Annotated in this window: 20 protein-coding genes; 6 read left to right on the plus strand and 14 right to left on the minus strand. The window is 59.1% G+C overall.

The window, feature by feature from the left end; all coding sequences use genetic code 11:
- Positions 1-42: 42 nt before the first annotated feature.
- The 7 genes from NKK51_RS01325 to NKK51_RS01355 form a co-directional block, all read right to left on the minus strand.
- Positions 43-4,626 carry a glycoside hydrolase family 99-like domain-containing protein gene (locus NKK51_RS01325; protein WP_352550747.1) on the minus strand — a complete coding sequence of 1,528 codons (4,584 nt, stop codon included), beginning with the start codon at positions 4,624-4,626 and terminating at the stop codon, positions 43-45.
- Entirely contained in the window at positions 4,623-5,531 is a 909-nt protein-coding gene (gene rfbD, locus NKK51_RS01330; RefSeq protein ID WP_352550749.1) for a dTDP-4-dehydrorhamnose reductase, read from the minus strand. The genes NKK51_RS01325 and rfbD overlap by 4 nt, the downstream gene beginning before the upstream one ends.
- Positions 5,528-6,598 (minus strand): dTDP-glucose 4,6-dehydratase, encoded by a 1,071-nt coding sequence (rfbB, locus tag NKK51_RS01335; RefSeq protein ID WP_352550751.1) that lies wholly within the window; start codon positions 6,596-6,598, stop codon positions 5,528-5,530. Before rfbB ends, rfbD begins: the two co-directional genes overlap by 4 nt.
- Before the next feature lie 22 nt (positions 6,599-6,620).
- Complete coding sequence (rfbC, locus tag NKK51_RS01340; RefSeq protein ID WP_352550752.1) at positions 6,621-7,172, minus strand: dTDP-4-dehydrorhamnose 3,5-epimerase; 552 nt, start codon at positions 7,170-7,172, stop codon at positions 6,621-6,623.
- Positions 7,173-7,175: 3 nt separating this feature from the next.
- Positions 7,176-8,057 carry a glucose-1-phosphate thymidylyltransferase RfbA gene (gene rfbA / locus NKK51_RS01345; protein WP_127295711.1) on the minus strand — a complete coding sequence of 294 codons (882 nt, stop codon included), beginning with the start codon at positions 8,055-8,057 and terminating at the stop codon, positions 7,176-7,178.
- Between the two features lie 144 nt (positions 8,058-8,201).
- On the minus strand, positions 8,202-9,161 hold the full coding sequence (locus NKK51_RS01350) for an O-antigen ligase family protein (RefSeq protein WP_352550978.1): 960 nt from the start codon (positions 9,159-9,161) through the stop codon (positions 8,202-8,204).
- A gap of 102 nt (positions 9,162-9,263) precedes the next feature.
- The gene (locus NKK51_RS01355) at positions 9,264-10,301 is read right to left on the minus strand and encodes a Fic family protein (RefSeq protein ID WP_352550754.1); all 1,038 of its coding nucleotides are present in this window, start codon (positions 10,299-10,301) and stop codon (positions 9,264-9,266) included.
- Positions 10,302-10,487: 186 nt separating this feature from the next.
- Between NKK51_RS01355 and NKK51_RS01360 the strand changes: the two genes are divergently transcribed.
- The 4 genes from NKK51_RS01360 (at position 10,488) to ku (ending at position 12,726) form a co-directional block, all read left to right on the plus strand.
- Positions 10,488-10,688 carry a KTSC domain-containing protein gene (locus tag NKK51_RS01360; RefSeq protein ID WP_352550980.1) on the plus strand — a complete coding sequence of 67 codons (201 nt, stop codon included), beginning with the start codon at positions 10,488-10,490 and terminating at the stop codon, positions 10,686-10,688.
- A 35-nt stretch (positions 10,689-10,723) separates the two neighbouring features.
- The gene (locus NKK51_RS01365) at positions 10,724-10,858 is read left to right on the plus strand and encodes a hypothetical protein (protein ID WP_352550755.1); all 135 of its coding nucleotides are present in this window, start codon (positions 10,724-10,726) and stop codon (positions 10,856-10,858) included.
- Between the two features lie 92 nt (positions 10,859-10,950).
- Positions 10,951-11,814, plus strand: a complete 864-nt coding sequence (locus NKK51_RS01370; protein ID WP_352550757.1) for an ATP-dependent DNA ligase — start codon at positions 10,951-10,953, stop codon at positions 11,812-11,814.
- An 87-nt stretch (positions 11,815-11,901) separates the two neighbouring features.
- Positions 11,902-12,726, plus strand: coding sequence for a non-homologous end joining protein Ku (gene ku / locus NKK51_RS01375; protein ID WP_352550759.1), 825 nt, complete (start codon positions 11,902-11,904; stop codon positions 12,724-12,726).
- Here ku and NKK51_RS01380 read toward each other — a convergent pair whose 3' ends face one another.
- Together NKK51_RS01380 and NKK51_RS01385 are read right to left on the minus strand one after the other, a co-directional pair.
- A complete protein-coding gene (locus NKK51_RS01380) occupies positions 12,727-13,419 on the minus strand; it encodes an SOS response-associated peptidase (RefSeq protein WP_128305897.1) in 693 nt (230 codons plus the stop codon). It abuts the gene before it with no gap.
- A 2-nt stretch (positions 13,420-13,421) separates the two neighbouring features.
- Positions 13,422-13,721, minus strand: coding sequence for a hypothetical protein (locus NKK51_RS01385; protein WP_128305896.1), 300 nt, complete (start codon positions 13,719-13,721; stop codon positions 13,422-13,424).
- Between the two features lie 397 nt (positions 13,722-14,118).
- Here NKK51_RS01385 and NKK51_RS01390 point away from each other — a divergent pair, with 397 nt between their 5' ends.
- On the plus strand, positions 14,119-14,361 hold the full coding sequence (locus tag NKK51_RS01390; RefSeq protein ID WP_352550762.1) for a hypothetical protein: 243 nt from the start codon (positions 14,119-14,121) through the stop codon (positions 14,359-14,361).
- Positions 14,362-14,522: 161 nt separating this feature from the next.
- Here the strand turns inward: NKK51_RS01390 and NKK51_RS01395 are convergent, their stop codons facing one another.
- The 4 genes from NKK51_RS01395 to NKK51_RS01410 all read right to left on the minus strand — a co-directional run bounded on the left by NKK51_RS01395 (position 14,523) and on the right by NKK51_RS01410 (position 19,098).
- A complete protein-coding gene (locus NKK51_RS01395) occupies positions 14,523-15,548 on the minus strand; it encodes an NAD-dependent epimerase (protein WP_352550763.1) in 1,026 nt (341 codons plus the stop codon).
- Entirely contained in the window at positions 15,548-16,822 is a 1,275-nt protein-coding gene (locus NKK51_RS01400) for a nucleotide sugar dehydrogenase (RefSeq protein ID WP_352550765.1), read from the minus strand. Before NKK51_RS01400 ends, NKK51_RS01395 begins: the two co-directional genes overlap by 1 nt.
- 43 nt (positions 16,823-16,865) lie before the next feature.
- A complete protein-coding gene (locus tag NKK51_RS01405; protein WP_352550767.1) occupies positions 16,866-18,143 on the minus strand; it encodes a sugar transferase in 1,278 nt (425 codons plus the stop codon).
- A 364-nt stretch (positions 18,144-18,507) separates the two neighbouring features.
- Positions 18,508-19,098, minus strand: a complete 591-nt coding sequence (locus NKK51_RS01410; RefSeq protein ID WP_352550769.1) for a biotin transporter BioY — start codon at positions 19,096-19,098, stop codon at positions 18,508-18,510.
- 117 nt (positions 19,099-19,215) lie between these two features.
- Here NKK51_RS01410 and NKK51_RS01415 point away from each other — a divergent pair, with 117 nt between their 5' ends.
- Positions 19,216-20,142, plus strand: a complete 927-nt coding sequence (locus tag NKK51_RS01415; RefSeq protein WP_352550771.1) for an MBL fold metallo-hydrolase — start codon at positions 19,216-19,218, stop codon at positions 20,140-20,142.
- Between the two features lie 19 nt (positions 20,143-20,161).
- Here NKK51_RS01415 and NKK51_RS01420 read toward each other — a convergent pair whose 3' ends face one another.
- Positions 20,162-21,082: a phosphorylase family protein gene (locus NKK51_RS01420; protein WP_352550773.1), complete on the minus strand. Its 921-nt coding sequence runs from the start codon at positions 21,080-21,082 to the stop codon at positions 20,162-20,164.
- Positions 21,083-21,093 lie beyond the last annotated feature (11 nt).

Below are 21,093 nucleotides of genomic sequence, written 5' to 3' on the forward strand. Positions count from 1 at the left end.
GACGCTCTGTAGACATCTAATTCCCCACAGTCACCAGCGTCGTCATTCTTGAATTGGAATACCAAATCGTTCACTGAGTTCACGGCTGTAGATGCTCGCTCGTTCGAGCGCGGCAGGTCCAAGATCGTGGCTGCGGATTGTATCGGCCTGTACCTGCCTGATCTCCTGTAGGTGCCTGAGATCGAAATTTCCTATGGTTACGCTCGACTGATGCCGGCGGTGTGAATTGAGCGAACGCGGGGAAAAAGCGATCGAACCATTTTCGAGCAGACGCAAATATGTCACCCAATCCCCGGCGTTGCGCAACGACATGATCTCTTCGCTGTGTTTGGCCATCGCATTCCTGAGCGCCTCCCTTCGAAACAAGACGCCGCTGACGTTCGGAATGGTGTTCTTGAGGTAAAGTGCCTCGGCGATTTCCCGGCGGCCGTCCACGACGTAGGGTTTCGTCCAGCGAGACCGGTCGATGTCCGACACATAGTCGAGATAGTGTTCGGACAAGACCCGGCCGGCGCCGTCCATCTGTCGCGACTGGCAATAGCTCATCACCACCTCCTCGCGTTCGAAGGCGGGCAGAAGCTCGGCCAGAAAATCGGGATCGGCGAGGTCGTCGGCTTCGGCGATCCAGACATAATCGCCGCGCGCCATTTCGACCCCCCGCATCCATTGGCGGAATACCGATCCTGAATTCTGCGCATTGGCCACCAGCCGGTATGGAATGTCGCAACCGGCCAGAAATTTCTCGATGACTTCGACGCTATCATCGGTCGAAGCATCGTCAAGCACGATCAACTCGTAGGGCTTTATCGTCTGATCGACAATGGAGCCTAGACGTGCGCCCAGGTATCGGGCGTAGTTGTAGTTAGGCACGATGACCGACACCCGCGGCAATGGCTTTTCGGCGTAAATCAGCAGATCATGCAGGTATTGGCTGAAGCTGAACTCCTGGCGGACGATATCGCGGCCAACGCTGGCGAGACGCCGGGCTTCACTTGGATTGTCGAGCAGATTGCCAATGACCTCGGCCATCGCATCGGTGTCGAATGCCTGCACGAGGATTCCGCAATCCCGCTTCAGCAGATCCTGGAAGCCACCAGCGCCCTCAAAGGCAACGACCGGCACTGTGGCATCCAGCGCCTCAAGCACCACCGAAGGGAATGGATCTTCACGCGAGGTCAAGGCGTAGATATCAGCGGCGAAATAGTATTCCTGCGGATTTTCCACCAATCCGACAAAGACGAAGCTGCCCTCAAGTCCCGCTTCCTTCACCCGCCGCATTTGCTTGGCGTGAAAGACAGTATCGACATGACCGACCCAGACTGCAACCGCATCCGGCCTGGATGCCACAACCTTGAGGCAAGCATCAAGGAAAAGATCGAGGCCCTTGCGATGGTCGGCATAGCCCGCGCACAGGATGATGCTCGCGTTTGTCGAAAGCCCTAATCTTGCGCGAACCGCCTCGCGGACCTGTCGGCGATCATCGGCGAGATAGGGCGTACGCAGATAGAGTCCTTGCGGCCTGACTACCGACTGGCTGACCGGTTGGCCAACAAACTCTTCGAATCCGGCTTTGACGATCTCGGCTGGGAAAACGACCGTTTCAGCGTTCTCAACAATGGCTGCGGCTGCGTCAGCAAGACCGTAGGACGCCAATATTCCGGGCAGTTCATGGACGAGGCAAACGGTGCGGAACCCTGCCTGCTTCAGCAGCGGGATGAGCTTTCCGGATACGGTGGTATTCACGACGGCGACCTCGGCACCGTTGTTTCTAATGGTGGCCAGACGTTTCAACACATCGGCATCGCCTTGTTCAGGCAAGTCGATCCTGTGCACGGTCGCGGCGTGGGCGAAACGGCCGAGCAGCGGCCCGTCGCCCAGCACGATGAGATCGGGCTCAAAACCAAGCTGCTTGAATCCCTTGGCCAGATTGAGAGCCAGCAATTGCGCCCCATGCGGGTGGGCGTCGTGGGAAACGATTGCAATCCTGGCCTTGGACTTCCCCTTCGCCGCCTCCAAAGCGTCGCGGGTCGCTTGCAGATAGGCGTGGCCGTTAACGCTATCGGGCTCCAGGTGAGCGCCTTCCGCCCACTCGTTCCAGGCATTGACGAAAACCACCCGCTCGGATGGCTCGCTAATATGGGCCAAGGTGTCCTCAATGGCATTGTCCAGCCATCTGCGATACAGCTCGGGGGTGTTGTTGATGAACACCGTGCCGCCGCGCTTGCGGCGTGCGGTATTGTCCCAGCCCGGGCAAACCGAACGGAAGAGCTTGTATTTGCGGGATGAATAGGTTTCGCTGCGTTGTGGGAATACCGACCAGTCATAGACGGTCGTGGCAAAATCCTCATGCAGCGGCGTCACTGTATGCGTGACATTTGGCGGCGCGGAATTGTTTGGCGGAAATTCCACGGCGGCATCGAACCCGTAGCGATGGGGGGGCACAGATTCGAAGGACTGGGTGTAGGCCAGGAAAATCTCGCCGATGCCGTTCTCCCGGCACCAAGTCCGCCAGCGCCGCGCTGTCTCAGCCGCCGCCGGGAGCAGGCTTGGCCGATAGACGAGCAACAGCGGCTTGCCATTGATGCGGATGTAGCGAGGGTCACGAAGATAGGGCGCGACCTCGGCGATGAACGCGAGATCATCCTGGGGGGAGTGATCCTGAGCGATCAGGATCTCCTGGTCCATTCCGTCCCAGCGGCGCGACCAATTCTCGTTGGCCCAGCAGACGCAGAATGGCATGTCGAGGCGCTTATCCTCGAGCCAGTTTTCGAGCGGCTTTTCCAGGAGCCTCTTGCCGCCGAACCAATAAAAATAGAAGCAGAAGCCTTCCACTCCATAGAGCCTTGCCATTTCGATCTGGCGATGCTGCACAGCAGTATCGCGCAAGTCGTAGTAGCCGAGCGTATCCGGCACGTGCGGCTGGTGGTGACCGATAAATTGCGGCTCAGCGGGCCGGACATTAGACCATTCGGTGAAGTCCTGTCCCCACCATTCATCGTTTTCGGGGATCGGGTGGAATTGCGGCAGGTAGAACGCGATGACGCGCACCGGCTTCTGGAGCAACGGCGGCGCATCGAGAAGCGGCACATAGACTGGTTCGGGCGAGAAGATCGGGCCGGAACTGACCAGCGCCCCGCGCAAGACCATCTCGTTGCTGCCCACAGGCGCTTGGGGTGCCTCCATGCTTCTCCAGGCGCGGTAGGCATTCGTAACGCCAAACAGCGAAGGAAAGGTCGAAAACGCCGCTCTCTTCAATTTTCGCTTGAGGTCGATGGAGAGCGGCAGATTGTGCCAACAACCGTAGGCACCCCGAATCGCCAAGCGGCGGACCCGTATGCGAACATCGCCGATAGCGCGGACGCGGCTCCCAATCCCCCGCAGAGGCTTGGTCACTCGCCAGGATGTGCTGGCATAAACGGCATCGAGAACCTCATGCAACCGGATTTCCTCGGATCGCGCCTCGTCGCGATCCGCAAGCAGCGCACTCGTCGCCCTGTGCGCCATCGACAAATTTTCTTGCAAGAGTTCGATCTCTTTGTCTCTCGCAATGATCTGTGCCCGTTCTCGAGCGATCTCTTCGTCTCTCGCGCTGACTTGTGCCCTTGTGCTTGAGATCTCGTCTTTGTGGGTCCGGATCTGTTCACGCATTTCAGCTATCTCGCTGGAGAAAGCCTCGATGCGTGTCCCGTGATGCCCCAACAACTTCCTGTTGGTTTCGATCTCCTCCTCCATGGTTGTTGACTTCAACGACCATGGATTTCCGGTTTGATCGATCGCCTTGCTCTTCGTGTCGTCGAGAGGAACCACGCTCCCGTCGGCGAGCGCGACCTGCCCGTGCACGTTGCGCGCGCCGAGGACGTTTTCCGGAATAGGCAGCTTCGTTACAATGCAAAGCGAGTTCAAGAACTCGACGGAATGAACCGACGCGAGAGAAGCCTCATCGAATGTGACTTTGTGCCTGTCGGCGAAAGTGGCCAAGGCATCGACCCGACGACGATCCAGTCCCCAATGCTCATGGTTGACTACGTCAAGCAGGCGTTTGAAAAACGAGATTGAGGAAAGCGGATCGTAGAGACCGCCCTCGAACTCCTGCCAGTAACTGCAATGCAGATCTTCGGCGATGTACATGCCCCCTTCGGAAAGGTGGGGGAAATATCGCGCGAACGAGCGTATTATATCCGAGGATAGGTGCGATCCGTCATCAATTATAATATCATATTTTTCCGACATCGAGATGATGTCGCGCTCCGTTTCATCAGTATTGGCGTCACCTACGGAGATCTTTATCTTCCGGCTGTCGAAAACGAGATTTCCGCAAGCCAGATTGACGTCACAGCCAACGATTATTTCAGCATTGGGGAAATATTTCTGCCATATCTCCAGGGATCCGCCATTCTGAACTCCGATTTCCAGGATTCGAACCGGCCTGTCTCGATACTCTGAAAAAATATGGTCATAGGTGCTGAGATAGATCGACCATTTATCCGACACTTTGCCGCGATGCGCGTCGTACAGGTCACGAAGTGAAACGTCCTGCTTTGCAGGCCGTGCCGTTTTCGCTTTGGCGCGTGCCTTGCCAGCAGGCATCCCATCGCGCACGGTCTCGGGTGACGAGTGCTTGTTCATGCCGTCAATGCCTGTTTCGTCTCACCCTCGAGAAGCCGGTGCACCACCGCTTCCGTCGATTGCCGCCAGTCCGGTGCATTCCAGCCGAACGCCGCCGCGAATTTCGCGCTCGACAGCCGGGAATTGGCGGGGCGGCGCGCCTTGGTTGGGTAGTCCATCGTAGCAATGTCCCGTACCCGCGCCCAGGGACCACCCAACACGCGGCTTGTGTCGAGGATGTGGCGGGCAAAGCCGCTCCAGTTGGTCTCGCCCGTGCCGGCCAGATGATAGATGCCGAACGCGGCGGAATCCCTGTTTCCATGCAGTTGTGCCGCCGCATGCAGGATCGCGTCGGCGATATCAAGTGCCGATGTTGGATTTCCCCACTGGTCCGCCACCACCGCGATCTCGTCGCGGTCGGCGGCCAGCCGCAGCATGGTCTTGACGAAATTCTTGCCGAACGGGCTGTAGACCCATGCCGTGCGCAGGATCAGATGGCGCGGATTGGCCGATGCAACCGCCTGCTCGCCGGCAAGCTTGGAGGCGCCATAGACGCTGCGCGGGGCGGTGGCGTCGGTCTCGACATAGGCGCCAGGGGCGGTGCCGTCGAAGACGTAGTCCGTCGAAAGATGGATGACGGGAACGCCCAGGCGGGCCGCGGCTTGCGCCACCTTGCCGGCGCCGACGGCGTTCACCGCGAATGCCAGATCGGGCTCGTCCTCGGCCTGATCCACCGCCGTGTAGGCGGCAGCCGACACGACGAGATCAGGCTTCGCGGCCGCGATCACTTCGATCACGGTGTCGGGTCTTGCGAGGTCGAGTTGCGGGCGGCCAATGGCAACGACCTCCACGCCGGCGCTTCGCCGGCCGGCCTCCAGAAGGCTTGCCGCGACCTGCCCATCGCGTCCGGTGACAACCAGCCTCACGCCGCCCCCTGGCGCGCTTCGCCCAGCCGTTCACCGGCATAGCGCTGCTCGCGGATCGGTCCCCACCACCATGTGTTGTCGAGAAACCAGTCGACGGTCTTGGCGAGGCCGCTGTCGAAATTCTCATTGGGCGCCCAGCCCAGGTCCCGGCCTATCTTCGAGGCGTCGATGGCATAGCGGCGATCGTGACCGGGGCGGTCGGTGACGAAGGAAATCAGGTCGCGATAACTCTTGCCCCCTGCCCGCGGCCGCCTGCTGTCGAGGAGATCGCAAATCGTTTCGACGACGCCAAGGTTCGTCCGCTCGGAATTGCCGCCGACATTGTAGCTTTCGCCCGGCAGTCCCCTGGTCGCGACAAGTTCCAGCGCGCGCGCGTGATCCTCGACGAACAGCCAGTCGCGCACATTGGCGCCGGCGCCATAGACCGGCAGCGGCTTTTCATCGAGCGCATTGAGGATGACCAGCGGGATCAGCTTTTCGGGAAAGTGATAGGGCCCGTAATTGTTCGAGCAATTGGAAAGCACGACCGGCAGGCCATAGGTTTCGTGCCAGGCCCGCACCAGATGGTCCGAGGCCGCCTTGGAGGCGGAATAGGGCGAGGATGGGGCGTAGGGCGTTTCCTCGACGAACATGCCGCCATCGAAGGGAAGATCGCCGAACACCTCATCGGTCGAGACATGATGGAAGCGGAAATGGCTCTTCCTGTCTTCGGGCAGGCCGCGCCAGTATTCCAGCGCGGCATTGAGCATCTTGTAGGTGCCAACGATGTTGGTCTCGATAAAGGTGCCCGGCCCATCGATCGAGCGGTCGACATGGCTCTCGGCGGCAAGGTTCATGACGATGTCGATATCGTCGCGCTGGAGGATGTCGAGCACGGCCCTTTCGTCGCAGATGTCGGCCTGCGCGAAGCGATAATTGTGTGCATTCTCGATCGGCCGCAGCGAGGCCAGGTTTCCCGCATAGGTAAGCTTGTCGAGATTGGTCACCCGATAGGCCGGGTTGGCGCATAGATGCCGGCACACCGCGGAACCGATAAAGCCAGCACCGCCCGTCACCAGAAAATTCATGCCGCTGTCCTCACGTAACCCATCAGGCGAACACCTCGGCGGCAGCCAGTAGCGGCGCCTTGAGGTCCTTGTCCGAGAGTTGGAACCCGCCGGTCAATGACGGCCATTCGATGCCGATGTCGGGATCGTCAAAACGGACCGACCGATCATGCGCCTGCGAATAGGTGTCGGTCACCTTATACAGGACCTCGGTGTCGGGCACGAGCGTCACGAAGCCGTGCGCGAAGCCTTTCGGCACCAGAATCTGGTTGCCCTTCTCGGCCGATACTTCGAGAGCGACCCATTTTCCGAAGGTCTTCGAACCGCGGCGAATGTCGACGGCCACATCGAGAATGCTGCCCCGGATGACGCGCAGCAGCTTGTCCTGCGCGCGCGGCGCAAGCTGATAATGAAGCCCTCGCAAGACGCCCGCCGCGGCGGAATAGGAATGATTGTCCTGCACGAAAGCCAGGTCTATGCCGGCCTGCGAAAAGCGCTCGGCATTGTAGGTTTCCACGAAGAAGCCGCGCGCGTCGCCATGTCGCTTCGGAACGATTTCCAGCACGCCATCGATGCCAAGGGGCCTGACCTCCAACGCCTAGCCCTCCGACAGGTCGACGACACGCCGGCGCAGATAGGCGGCATATTCATTCTTGCCCAGGTGGTCGGCGCGACGCAGAACCTGGTCCACTGTCAGCCAACCCTGTTCAAAGGCGATCTCTTCGGGACAGGCGACCTTGATGCCCTGGCGGTGCTCGATGGTGCGCACGAATGACGAGGCCTCATGCAGGCTGTCATGCGTGCCGGTGTCGAGCCAGGCAAAGCCGCGCCCCAACCGATGCACATGCAACTGGCCGCGCTCGAGATAGACATTGTTGACCGCAGTGATCTCGAGCTCGCCGCGCGCCGAGGGACGGATGGCAGGGGCGATGTCGACGACGTCGTTGTCATAGAAGTAGAGACCGGTGACCGCCCAGTTGGATTTCGGCGCCTGCGGCTTTTCCTCGATCGTCAGCGCCGTTCCCGTGGCCTTGTCGAAGGAAACCACGCCATAACGCTGGGGATCCTCGACATGATAGGCGAACACTGAAGCGCCCTTTTCGCGCGAGGCAGCGTCGCGGCAAAGCTGCGACAGCCCATCGCCGAAATAGATATTGTCGCCGAGGATCATCGACACGTTGTCCTTGCCGATGAAATTGCGGCCGATGATGAAGGCTTCCGCCAGCCCGTTGGGCTGCGGTTGCTCGGCATAGGACAGGTCGAGGCCGAACTCCGATCCATCGCCAAGCAGATCGCGAAAAATCGGCAGGTCACGCGGCGTCGAAATGATCAGAATTTCACGGATACCCGCGAGCATCAGAACGCTCAGCGGATAATAGATCATCGGCTTGTCGTATATCGGCAGAATTTGCTTAGAGACTGCTAATGTTAGTGGATAAAGACGCGTTCCACTGCCTCCAGCAAGGATAATTCCTTTCAAGAAGCTCTCCTTGACATGCCTGAACCCCCCGGCCCTAGCCGCCCGTGCTTAGGTTCCATGCAATGGCTTGTCAATCTCGGCGTTCGGCAAACGACCGGGTCACGGTCCAGCGCCAATCCATGGCCAATTCCAGGCGACGCATTGCTATCGTCTTGCCAAGGCCGGCCTGACGGGAACAAGCAGATTGTCATCATGGGCCTCGGTCGACTCGCCTCTCTGGCTTAACCGCCCAGCGAATCCCTTGTGAAAGATGATGCCATTCATATAGGCGAAAGTCATCGCAAGCGCCGCCGTTCGCATGGGATAATCGACCAGGGAATGAACGAGCAGAAACGATACTGAGAGAAATGCCATTTTCTGCAGCGGATCTCGCCGTGCCGCAAGGGAAAACGCAAAAAGCAATACCGAGTAGGCCGCGACCAGAAAGACAACAGGCGCGCCACCTTCAAGTGCCAGTTCCAGATAATCATTGTGGGCGTGATTGACATAGGGCTTGAAGATCATCTCTCCCTTTTCGTAAATCTGGTAGACTTTCGGAAAACTCCCAAAGCCGACGCCCGTCGCCCAGTTCTCTTCAATTCCCGCGATCGTCGTGCGGGCAAATTCGGCCCGTCCAAAGGCCGGGTCAACCACTTCCGCATCGATCTTCGTCCACGCCCCGATCGTGTAAAGCGAAAGCCCGATGAAGACAGCGGGTATTCCATACCCGCCCAGCCTCGAGCGCGCGGACAGAAAGACAACCGATATTATTGTGATCGCCAGCCCTATCAGAATACCGGCGCGCGAACCGGCGGCCAGAAGCAGCAGCAGCAGCGTTATCAAACCGAGCGACCCGGACAGAAGGTGCCCGCGAAACAGGCCGTAGTAGACGACGAAGGGGATGGAGACGAAGAGCAAAGCTGAAAAATGGTTTTGGTTGGCAAACAGTCCCGCATTGATCGTGAACGGCAGCAAACCCTGTATGGCAACCGTGTCGGAGAGCGAATACTGGATCGCCGCAGCCAATCCGTTACAGATGACACCCATCAAAAAGAAGGGCAGAAGACCGTAGACCTGATCTGGGCGCAGGCGGGTGACGCTCAGAAAGAATGCAGCCATCGCCACGAAGTACAACAGACACTCGATCGTCCGTCCCACGCCGACACTGACGAAACGCAGCCCGGTTTCACCGCTCAGCCATGGATTTGTGCCGCAGACTTAGAGCCTTTACCGCTTATTTCGGCCGTACCAAGTTCCCTTGCCGGTTCCATGTTGAGCCAGATGGTTCGCTTCCACCAGAGCGGCTAGGTGTTTTTTGACGGTGTTTCGGTTTGCGCCTGTCAGGTTGACGATCTCGCTGATGGTTATGCGCCCGCGGTCCTTGATGGCTTCAACAATCTGAAAAGAGAGTTCGGGCAAAGTGCCGAGCACAAGGCGTTCCCGCTCGATTTTTTTCTCAAGCCGCCGCTTTTGCTGTTGAAGAGCGCGCAGGAAATACACAGCCCATGGCTGCCAATTGGGGTTCGGGCTGCGGATCGTCTTCTGAGTCTGGCGTAGCGCCAGATAGTAGCCTCCCTTGCTGTTCTCAATCACGCTTTCGAGGGAAGAGTAAGGCACATACGCATATCCGTTGCGCATCAGCAGGAGCGTCGTCAGAACGCGCGACAGCCGTCCGTTCCCGTCCTGGAATGGGTGTATCTCCAGAAACACCACCGTGAAGATTGCAACGACGAGCAGAGGGTGCAGGCTTTGCTCGCTGAGTGTGTTGCGAGTCCACTCGACAAGCTCCTTCATCCGCTTGGGTGTATCGAAGCGCGTCGCCGTTTCGAAGATGACGCCAATCTCTTTCCCCTCGGCATCGAACGCACTGACATTGTTGGCGAGTGTCTTATATGCGCCGCGATGGCGCTCGTCCTTGTTGCTGAACGCCAGCAGGTCACGGTGTAGTTGTGTCAGGTGGTTTTCGGTCAGATCAATCGCATCGAAATGCGCGAAGATCATTTCTATGACCTGTGCATATCCGGCGACTTCCTGCTCGTCTCGGGATTCAAAGAATTTGATGTCGAGGTTGGCGAGCAGCCGCTCTACTTCGCCGTCAGTGAGCCTGCTTCCTTCGATACGGGTAGAAGAGCCAATGCTCTCGATGGTCGCAACGCGGCGCAGAGCCGATAGGCGCTGTGGCGCGAGCGCTCCCAGCGCTCGCCAAGTCCCTTTGAATTCTTCGATCTCCGAGACCAAGGCAAGGATTTCGGGGGTAATTTGCAAGGAACCTACCTTCAGAGCCATACCCAAAAAGATACCCAAAAATACCCAAAACTCAATCGCCCCCAGGCCCGCCGCTCCCGAAAGGTGGCGGGGTTTCTTGTTGTCCCGGAACCGAAAACGATGGGGCTAGTTAGAATGCGGCCCATATCGCGTCACGCTGAATTCGGCCCGGCAAACTGGTGCAGCATGCCGTCGACCTCGATACGCAAGTTCGACTATGAGCCGAACACCAGGATTCTCTCGGTCTGGTTTGTAGCCAGCGGGAAGCACTATGAGTTTTTGGACGTACCGGTTGAGACCTTCACCGCGTTCAAAGCTGCCTTTGCCAAGGGCCGATATTTCAACGACCACGTCCGCAATCGCTACCCATTCCGGCTCGTGACATAGAGCTCCAGTTCCAACGGCTCATGTTGGGGCTGATCGTGCCAAGCGACCTGGCGGAAGTCACGCATGTCGAGCCGCTGGCCGCATACCGGGCAAATCATGAAATTCTCTTGATCGTCGGCAGGCTCGCCGTCGTGCTGCTTGCCGGGAATCGGCGGGCCAAGGTCGGATAGTTTCGTCACAGCTATCAAACATTCAATTCGTCTAAAATGTTCCGGAACCATTTTAGCGCGCGCTAATTGAATCGCACTATGCGAGTCAGCGCATGCCTCTGAAGTTCATCAAGCCAATGGAGCCCGAGCTGGTCGACAGGCCACCGCAAGGCGACGAATGGCTTCATGAGATCAAATTCGACGGGTATCGGACCCAGATTATTAAGGATGAAAACGGGATCCGGCTGTTCACCAAGAACGGATACGATTGGACCGGCCGCTATATCGAACTTGCCGGAGAGGCGGAGGCGATCGAGGCGGAAAGTTTCATCATCGACGGCGAGGCAATCACCGTCAACGAGGCCGGCCTGTCCGACTTCCACGCCCTGCAATCAGCCGTCACCCGCCGTAAGCCGTCGCGCGACTTGTATTTGGTGGCGTTCGATCTCCTGCACCTGAACGGACATGATTTGCGCAACATGCCGGTGGAAGACCGCCGCGAAATCCTGCAGGCACTGATTCCAGCCGTCGGCCGCATTCAGGTCAGCAAAGCCATGCCCGGCACCGGCGACGCGGTTTATCACCTGGTCGACAAGGCGGGGCTCGAGGGCATGGTCTCGAAGCGCAAGGACAGCATCTACCGTAGCGGGCCGACGATGAACTGGCGCAAGATCAAGTGCTATGCCGAAAAGGAAATGGACATCATTGGCGTGCAGCGCGAGGCCGGAAAGCCCGCAATGGTGCTCATGGCCGACAAGGGCCAATATGCCGGCGGCGCGTTCGTTGCCTTTAAAGCCGACAAGCGTCGGCAACTATGGGATCGTGTTCAAGGGAAGGTCGGGGGACCAGTTCCGATGGGTCTAAAGAAGGAAAAGGCCGAATGGCTGAAGCCTGGTCTCGTCGGCCGCGTCAGGTTCCTGAAGGGCGAGGAAAGGCTACGCCATGCGAAGCTGCTCGATTACCGAGAGGAGGAATGACTAACGCTGGCGACGAGGGCTCCCCCTGCGGAACAGAACCGTGTGCCTGGCGTTGTGCGGAACATCGGCACGTCTAGGAGAAACGGCATGGTGGCGCCACGCGCGGTCTGGAAGGGCTTTCTGAGGGTCGGTTCCGTGTCATGCGGGGTGAAGATAGTGGGTGCCACAAGCGAGGCATCCAAGATCCACTTCAAGATTTTGAACCGCAAGGACGGTTTACCCGTCAAAAGCGCCTATGTCGATGAAGAGACTGGCGACGTTGTCGAAGCCGAGGATCAGATCAAAGGGTATGAGGCGGACAAGGATGATTTCATCCACGTCGAGCCGGACGAGTTAAAGAAACTGAAGCTTACGTCGCAGCATACACTTGACGTCGATTCCTTCGTTCCGGTTGCCGAGATCGACACACGTTATCTGGAAAAACCATACTACTTGATCCCGGCAGACGGCGCCTCCCTGGAGGCCTTTGCCGTCCTGCGCGATGCGATGGCGAAGAAGCGCGTCGCGGCACGCTCCTGCGTCGTACTCTATCAGCGCGGGCGGGAAGTGTTGATACAGCCGTTTGAAAAAGGGATGCTGCTGACCGAGTTGCGCACCCACAATGAGATGACGTCGGAAGACACCGTCTTCGACGATGTGAAGAGCCCGAAATACGATGCGGATTTGCTCGAAATCGCGGGGCTCCTTATCGACAAGAAGGTGACGAAGTTCGATCCTTCGAAATTCGAGGACACCTACGAGGATGCGTTGATTGCCATGATCGACGCCAAGCGCAAGGGCAAAAAGCCCCCTAAACCGGCGCCGAAACCTAAGGAGAACGTGGTCGATCTGGCCTCGGTTCTTCGAAAGAGCCTCGCCAACGAAGGCATCAACCAAGACCGGCCAAAGGCGAAGGGCCGCAAATCAGCATAGTTAGAGAGGATTGATAGGCCCGACCAAGGAGGGATGGTCATTGGGCTGCTTGTTGATTAGCGTCGAGTTGACGTCGCGACCGACGCGATTGAACTGCAGTTGACCGTCGATGTCGTGGCTGAGAATGTCTTTCAAGTCGTCCTTGGGCGTCGCCGGATCCAGCCACGCGTCATAGTAGGCTTGGTCGAGGATGACCGGCTGCCGATCGTGCAAGTTCTTCATCGGCTCGCCGGCCGGCTCGGTGATGATGGTGCAACTGGTGATTTCGAGGTTGGAATTGTAGGCCCACAGGCCGGCAAACGAGAACGGCGCGTGATCGGGCAAGTAGATGTGCCAAGGGTCTTTTTTGCCATCTGCTGGAGAGATGGTCCATTCGTAGAAGCCGTCGGCGGGGATCAGACAGCGCTTCGACTTGAAGGCATCGCGGAAGGCCGGCGCAGTGTCTATGCCTTCGATCCTGGCGTTGAACATCGCCGCCTTGGGCATCTCCTTCGCCCAGAAAGGAACTAGCCACCAGCGACCCTCGCGGAGCTTGTGGTTGCCGTTCTCGCCGGCGGTGACGAATGGGACTTCCTCAGTCGGGGCGATGTTGTAGCGAGGGGCATCATTGCGACCGGTTTCTGCGGGCGCCGTCAGTCGATATAGCCGGTGGATTTCCGACCAGGTCAGATATCTCGTGTAGCGTCCGCACATGCTCACTCTACCAATTCAAGGAAGAGAAAGTTCTCAGGCACCGCATCGGCAGGCCAATTGGCGCAGCACGCCGCGACGGCAGCCTTGTTGGCATCCATCCAGATTGATGCTGCTGCATCCTCGTCTTCCGTCGGTGCTTCATCGTCCTGAAAGTTGGCATCGTCCCAGCCCTCTAGCGCGAACATTCCATCGGCTGCCTGCTCGGCTGATATTCCCGCAGCGGCAAAGACCGCCCGCGCAGCTTCAATGCCGCGTTGCTGCTCATCGGGCGAAGCGCCCGTTATCTCCAAGCGAAGCTTCATAGCCCGCCTCCTGTGACTTTCCTGCCTGTCAGTGAACAAAATAGGAACAAGAGAGTCAAGAGCCCCTTGACCAAAGAGGAATATGTTCCTCTTTTAGGGCTATGGCGCATGATCCGATCGACACGCTGGGCAAAGCGACCCGGCACAATATGCTTGTGAAAGCAGAGTGCAGTTGCGGCAATGTTCGCTACTGCCGATCGGTCGATTTGATGATGGTCTACGGGGGCGGCGTCGATCCGCTCTCGCTGAAATTCGATTGCAGCCGATGCAAGCCACAGATCAAGATCACTCTTCTAGAGGTGCATCCTGAGCATTTGCCAAAGCGCCTAGTGGTTCACAAGCCGATAAAGGTCGGGGGGAAGATCACCTGGTACACAGAGCGGTTTAGGGGGTAGCAATGGCTAGGTCAAAGCCGTCAAAGCAATTATCGAAGGCTGAAATCGAGCGCTTTCTGATGGCAGCAGAAGCGCTGCACCTAAGCATCGTCAAGCCGTTCATATCTCCGCATTGCGATCACTACAGGCAGACGCGCGTCTTGCATGAGGTACTGTTAAAGGCGGTGCGGGAAGTCACCGGGAAGGAAGTCGAGTTCATCCGGTGGAACACTACTGGGCCAGTGCTGCCGCCTACGGCTGGGTAGGTTGGCGACGGCTTTGCCCCATAGCGGGTCAAAACAGTTGGCATCTAAATTGCATTGACTGGTATGGGGTGGGCGAGAGCCCGTCGCTTCGAAAATGGAGCGGCGGGTTTACTCTACCAGCTTGGGAGGAGTGGCCGGCGCCTCAGCTTGATGTCGAAGCTTTATCCCCGCCCGAAATACGCCTGGTACCAGTCGACGAACCGCCCCACCCCTTCGGTCACTGTCGTCGTCGGGCGGTAGCCGACCGCCTGCTCCAGCGCCGAGGTGTCGGCGAAGGTATCGGGCACGTCGCCGGGCTGCAGCGGCAAAAGTTCGACGATGGCTTTGCGGCCCAGTGCGTTTTCCAGCGCCTCGACATAGGCGGTCAGCTTCACCGGGTTGTTGTTGCCGATGTTGAAGATGCGCCAGGGGGCGCTGCTCGTGGCCGGATCGGGACGGCTGGAGTCCCAGGCGGCGTTGCCCGTGGGCGGGCTGTCGCTGGCGCGGATCACGCCTTCGGCGATGTCATCGACATAGGTGAAGTCGCGCGTGTGGTTGCCGTTGTTGAACAGCTTGACCGGCTCACCGGCCAGGATGTTCCTGGTGAACAGGAACAGCGCCATGTCCGGGCGACCCCAGGGACCATAGACGGTGAAGAAGCGAAGCCCGGTCGTCGGCAATCGGAACAGATGGCTGTAGCTGTGCGCCATCAGCTCGTTGGCGCGCTTGGTCGCGGCGTAGAACTGCAGCGGATGGTCGGCCGGACGATGTTCGGAAAACGGCATGTCGGTGTTGGCGCCGTAGACACTCGAGGTGCTGGCATAGGTCAGGTGCGCGACGGCGCTGTTGCGGCAGGCCTCCAGCATGTTGGTGTAGGCGATGATGTTGCTTTCGACATAGGCATGCGGGTTTTCCAGGCTGTAGCGAACCCCGGCCTGGGCGGCGAGATGGATCACCCGGTCGAATGCATGGTCGGCAAAGCAGGCGTCGACCACGCTCTTGTCGGCGAGATTGCCGCGGATGAAATGATAGCCGGCATTGGTCTTGCGGCTCGCCTCGTCCAGAAGCCGCAGCCTCGCCTCCTTGATCTGCGGATCGTAGTAGTCGTTGACGTTGTCGATGCCGACGACCTCGTCACCGCGCTCCAGCAGCCGCTTCGCTACGTGATACCCTATGAAGCCGGCCGCGCCGGTGACCAGAACCCTCATCAGAAGCGCCCATCCGTAACATGCCTGGGGAACAGACCCTTGATGTCGTAGATGACGCCCGGGGTCTTGCAAAGCGCCTGCAGGCCGTCGACGCCCAGCGCGCGGAACTGCCTGTGGCCGACGGCCACGATAACGCCGTCATAGCGCTGATCGGGAATGTCCTTCATGCTGGCTATGCCGAAGGCACGCGCGCATTCCTGCGCGTTGACCCAGGGGTCCCATATGTCGATGCCGGCATTGTATTCCTTCAGTTGGGCAAGGATATCGGCGACCTTGGAATTCCTCAGGTCCGGACAATTTTCCTTGAAGGCCGCGCCCATCACCAGAATCCGGCTGCCAACGACAGGTATTCCCTTGCGCATCATCAGGCGGGCCGTCTGATCCGCCGCGTGCTGACCCATGCCGTCATTGATACGGCGGCCGGCAAGAATCACCTCCGGATGATAGCCGAGTTCCTGGGCCTTGTGGGTGAGATAGTAGGGATCGACGCCGATGCAGTGGCCGCCGACGAGACCAGGCGTGAAGCGCAGGAAATTCCATTTGGTGCCGGCGGCTTCCAGCACTTCGGACGTGTCGATGCCGAGCTTGCCGAAGATAAGCGACAGCTCGTTCATCAGCGCGATGTTGAGGTCGCGCTGAGTGTTCTCGATGACCTTGGCCGCTTCGGCGACCGCAATGCTCGAGGTACGGTGTGTGCCTGCCGGCACGATCGAGGCATAGAGCGCATCGATACCTTCGGCCGCTTCCGGCGTCGAGCCGCTGGTGACCTTGACGATCGTTTGCAACCGATGCTCGCGGTCGCCCGGATTGATGCGCTCGGGACTGTAGCCGAGGAAGAACCCCTCATTGTAGCGCAGCCCCGAATGTTTCTCGATCAGCGGCGCGCACACCTCTTCCGTGCAGCCGGGGTAGACCGTCGATTCGAAGATCACCACCGCGCCTGGCGATATGACCTCACCGACCAAAGTCGATGCCATGATCAGCGGTTTCAGATCCGGACGATTGGCCCTGTCGATCGGCGTCGGAACCGTGACGATGAAAATCCCGCAATCGCGCAGATCGGCCTTGTCGGTGGTGAATGTCAGCCGCGACGCAGCACTGATCTCATCGCTGCTGGCTTCCAGCGTTTGGTCGTCGCCACGCCTCAGCGCGTCCACCCTCGACTGGTCGATGTCGAAACCGACGACATCCCTGCCGGCACCGAAGGCGACCGCCAGCGGCAGGCCGACATAGCCAAGCCCGATGATCGCTATTTTCCTGGAGGCGAGATCCATCTGCTTCCTGCGCTTGCTATTCCAGAGCCATGCTTCGCATTGGTTATCTCGCACCAAAGCCGGTAAGCATCGTTTTCATTGCCTTGAGGGTTATCAAAACGTCCAGCCAAGGCGAAAAGTTTTTTATGTAATAGAAATCATAGTGCAATTTTTCCATAACGTCATCGACGGCAGCCACATGCCCCTGATTTACTTGTGCCCACCCACTTATGCCTGGCCTGACGATATGCCTGTAGCGATAGAATGGCAGCTCAGCCTCGTACCACTGTGACAGCACGACAGCTTCCGGTCGCGGTCCGATCCAACTCATTTCGCCACGCAGGATGTTGATGACCTGCGGCAGTTCGTCGATCCTGGATTTTCGCAGGAAACGCCCGACTCGGGTGATGCGATCATCATCGCGCCTGGTGATCGCCCTCTCCTTGTCGCTGCCGGCGCCAGAGTGCTGGCGCATCGAGCGAAATTTGTAGACCGTGCAGATCTTGCCCCGGTAGCCCATGCGCTGCTGGCGAAACAGCGCAGGACCATCGGAATCCAGCCGGATCAGCAGTGCTATCAACGCCAGAACCGGGGAAAAAACGATAATCAAGACAAGTGCCGAGACCCAGTCGACCGCCTGCTTGATCTTGAGATAGGCTTGGTTCGGATTGAGCGAACCAAGCGTGTTTTCCGACAGGTGCTCGATCTCGACCCGACCGGTCAGCGACTCGCTGACCTGCTTGACGTGGTATACGGGCGTTCCCGAAAGGGCCCGATCCGCGATGTACCGTTCCCATTCCGCGCCAAGATCGGCACGCAGATCAACGACCACGCCGCTGGCTCTTTCGATTATCGTACTGGTCGACTTGATCCAAAACCAATGCACACCCGGTAACGTCTTGAGGCGCTCGACATCTCCGCCGGGAATCACCACGAGCCGGTACGGATCGAGACGCCGCGTCAACAGGCTCAGGCCGAAGTACCAGAGCGTGGACTGCGTGAAACTGGCAGCGGCCTGAAACCGGCTGTACTCGAACCGAAAAAAGAAGATGGTCAGGAAAACAGCCCCGTAGGACAGGGCAAATGTCGGCAAGATGTAACTTGCCGCGGCCACGCCCGGGAAATTTCCGATGCGGCGATAGGACAAAAAGCCCACAAGGTGCGCGATGACCGCAGCGGCCACCGTGACCTGAAGATTGGCCGAATAGATAAATTCAGGATTGAAGACAATCCGGATGATCGCCGGCGCAAAAATCGCGAATGTCAGTCCGCCAAGCAGTTGAAACCGAATCCTGAACAGGAAGTGCCGGCTTCCGACAATAGTCGACGCTGCGACATTCAACGTCTTCCCCCCTTCCCCGAAGCTGCCGTGTCGGCGACAGACCAGCGCGATAGTGCATCTGACCTAATCGCTCACAACAACGAATCGGACGTCTCGCCCCCCGGCGATTCGATACAGTCGAAGACCAAGAGCTACGACAGCGCGGCTGCGCCAGCAAGCATCTATTTCTTAGGTCAACAGTTCGGGAATTGAAAAGCCTAGGCTAATAAAGCGGCTTGATGATCATTACTGAAGATGTCGCAGCGTCTAGGGCGATATAACCGACAATCTATCGAGGTTGGCGGACACCAGACCGGAAATCGGCCAGTCACGCCGCTCCGGCCAGTGGCTTGATTGCCCCTGGCCGTTTCTTCGATCGCGCGCTTCAGCCGCGCTTGAGCAGCGTCCAGACGGCCGGCACCAGGCTTGCCGCCAGAGCCACCTTGATCAGGTCGCCGACGATGAACGGCACGACGCCGAACTGCCACGACTTTTCCGGACCGATGAGCAGCGCCAGCCAGGCAAAGCCCATTGCCATCATGACGACTTCGGCAACCAGCATGGCGTTGAAAAGCTTGATCGGATGGTGGTCCCAGCCGCGATCCGCGGCCCAGCCGACAATGGCCGCCATGACCACGAAGCCGGCGAGATAGCCCCCGGTCGAGCCGAGCATGTAAGCAATGCCGAGACCCTTTTCAGGCGTGCTCTGGAAGACGGGGAAGCCCATGGCGCCCTCCGCCATGTAGAGCAGCAGGGTGGCGACGCCGAGACGCATGCCGAAGGCGGCGGCGATCAGCAGCACGGCCAGCGTCTGCATCGAAATGTCGACCGGCCCGAGCATAACCTTGGTCTTGGCCGACAGGGTCAGCACAAGCGTTCCGGCGATGGCCAGGAAAAGCTGCGTTGCCAGCCGCGCCGCGCCATTTTGCGGCAGAGCCAGAGAAACAAGCGGACGCATCGTAGTTGCAATTGCCATGGTATTTCCCCAATCCGATTGCCGCACACCGATGTTCGCGGCCTCACATCCTCCTATATTGGCTTGCGTGTTATGCGGCAATCGGTTTTGCCGTTTCCCGAAACAAGGCACCGATGCATGGCACTGAAATTCGATACCGGCTTCGACCCCTTCTATGGCCAGGGGGTGAACGTCGCGCCCGATGTCCAGCGCATCACGGCCCGCAATCCGAGCCCCTTCACCTTTCACGGCACCAACAGCTACATAATTGGCCGCGATACGCTGGCGGTGATCGATCCGGGGCCGGATGACGAGGCGCATCTGCGGACCCTGCTCGGCGTGATCGCAGACCGGCCGGTCAGCCATATCTTCGTCAGCCACACGCATCGCGACCACTCCCCGCTGGCGGCCCGGCTGAAAGAGCGCACCGGCGCCCTCGTGCTGGCAGAGGGGCCGCACCGGCCGGCAAGAGCCCTGCATATCGGCGAGACCAATGCGCTCGATGCCAGTGCCGACACGGGTTTCGTCCCTGATGTCGCCCTGCCCGACGGCGAGGTGGTCGACGGCGACGGCTGGTCGATCAGGACGGTTCTGACCCCGGGCCACACCGCCAATCATGCGGCATTCGCGCTGGAAAGAATTGGCGCGCTGGAGGGAACCGGCATCCTGTTTTCGGCCGATCATGTCATGGCTTGGGCAACCTCCATCGTCGCCCCGCCGGATGGAGCGATGGCCGACTACATGGCCTCGCTGGATCGCTTGATCGAACGCGGGGACCGCTTGCTGTTGCCCGGACATGGCGGGCCGGTGACAGCACCGCGCGCTTTCATGCGCGGGTTGAAGACGCATCGCAAGATGCGCGAGCGCGCCATACTGGAGCGGGTCAAAGAGGGCGACCGGACGATCGTGGACATGGTCAAGGCGATCTACAGGGACACCGACCCGCGGCTGCATGGCGCCGCCGGATTGTCGGTGCTTGCCCATCTCGAGGATCTGACGGCGCGCGGCCTGGTTGTGACCGATGCCGCACCGGCCATCGACGGCATTTTCACGCCGGCTGGCTAAGCTATCGGCGCCATTCGCTCTAGAACCGGCTGGAGCGCTCTGCTGGCTGAGGCGACTTCAAGCCCTGGCAAGAGCATTCGGGATCCGTTGGAAGACGTGCCGCGGTCTCCAGCGCAACCCGCGAGGCTGTCATGGAGAGGCTCGGCAGCACGTGCTCCTGCAGCAATTTCTGGCGCTCGCGGTCCATATAGTCGTTGAAACCGGCCGTGACGAACGCCAGGGGCACGAAACAGGCGCCGATCTCGCGCGATAAGGTGGCCTCAGGGGCGATCGAGTGGTTGAGCACGTCCGCTCCCATGTTTCGATATGCCAGAGCTTCGGCGGGAGTTGTCAGTCGCGGCCCGTAGCAGTGGGCAGCCACCAACTGCTGCTCGATGCCATGGACGCGGCATTCGGCTGGCCAATGGCGCCGGGCGGTCTCGGCCAACAATGCCGCACATCTTGGACATACGATCTGCTTGCCCGAGCAGTCGAAGCTCTGGCGGCCAGGCAGCAGCGAAAACGGGGTCTGCGACAGTTCGATGATATCGGCGTTTACGACTATGTCGCCGGGCTGGATCGCCTTGTTGACGGCGCCAACAGTCGAGCAGGCCAGCACTTGCCTTACACCCGCTTTCATCAAGACCCAGAACGCGCGGCGATGACAGGAATGGTCGATATGGTCTCGGGGATTGCCGTGCGAATACATGCACAAGGCACGTTTCGTTTTGCCCTCGACGGTAATAGATGCATCGAATTCGAGCAGCTTCCAATTGTCGCTGGGACCGAAAGGCGTTTGGAAACTCATGTCTCGCTGCAAGGTGCGGACGCCATCAACTTCGACATCTTCCGGAAAGGCGAGACCCCAATTCGCCGATCCGGTGATGATCGCCAACCCCACTTGGGGTATGTCCGTTGAATGATCGGCCAGATCGTCGGCTGCATGATGATTGTTGGGCATGTTTTCAGTCT

Source organism: Mesorhizobium sp. M0011, from assembly GCF_040324155.1.
Lineage (GTDB): Bacteria > Pseudomonadota > Alphaproteobacteria > Rhizobiales > Rhizobiaceae > Mesorhizobium.

Bases quoted from the DNA above. Each gene is read 5' to 3' on its own strand.
- NKK51_RS01325 (WP_352550747.1), bottom strand. From the start codon at position 4,626: ATGAACAAGCACTCGTCACCCGAGACCGTGCGCGATGGGATGCCTGCT.
- rfbB (WP_352550751.1), bottom strand. From the start codon at position 6,598: ATGAATTTTCTGGTGACGGGCGGTGCTGGCTTTATCGGTTCCGCGGTG.
- NKK51_RS01360 (WP_352550980.1), top strand. From the start codon at position 10,488: ATGCCGTCGACCTCGATACGCAAGTTCGACTATGAGCCGAACACCAGG.
- NKK51_RS01370 (WP_352550757.1), top strand. From the start codon at position 10,951: ATGCCTCTGAAGTTCATCAAGCCAATGGAGCCCGAGCTGGTCGACAGG.
- ku (WP_352550759.1), top strand. From the start codon at position 11,902: ATGGTGGCGCCACGCGCGGTCTGGAAGGGCTTTCTGAGGGTCGGTTCC.
- NKK51_RS01380 (WP_128305897.1), bottom strand. From the start codon at position 13,419: ATGTGCGGACGCTACACGAGATATCTGACCTGGTCGGAAATCCACCGG.
- NKK51_RS01385 (WP_128305896.1), bottom strand. From the start codon at position 13,721: ATGAAGCTTCGCTTGGAGATAACGGGCGCTTCGCCCGATGAGCAGCAA.
- NKK51_RS01390 (WP_352550762.1), top strand. From the start codon at position 14,119: ATGGCTAGGTCAAAGCCGTCAAAGCAATTATCGAAGGCTGAAATCGAG.
- NKK51_RS01395 (WP_352550763.1), bottom strand. From the start codon at position 15,548: ATGAGGGTTCTGGTCACCGGCGCGGCCGGCTTCATAGGGTATCACGTA.
- NKK51_RS01400 (WP_352550765.1), bottom strand. From the start codon at position 16,822: ATGGATCTCGCCTCCAGGAAAATAGCGATCATCGGGCTTGGCTATGTC.
- NKK51_RS01410 (WP_352550769.1), bottom strand. From the start codon at position 19,098: ATGGCAATTGCAACTACGATGCGTCCGCTTGTTTCTCTGGCTCTGCCG.
- NKK51_RS01415 (WP_352550771.1), top strand. From the start codon at position 19,216: ATGGCACTGAAATTCGATACCGGCTTCGACCCCTTCTATGGCCAGGGG.
- NKK51_RS01420 (WP_352550773.1), bottom strand. From the start codon at position 21,082: ATGCCCAACAATCATCATGCAGCCGACGATCTGGCCGATCATTCAACG.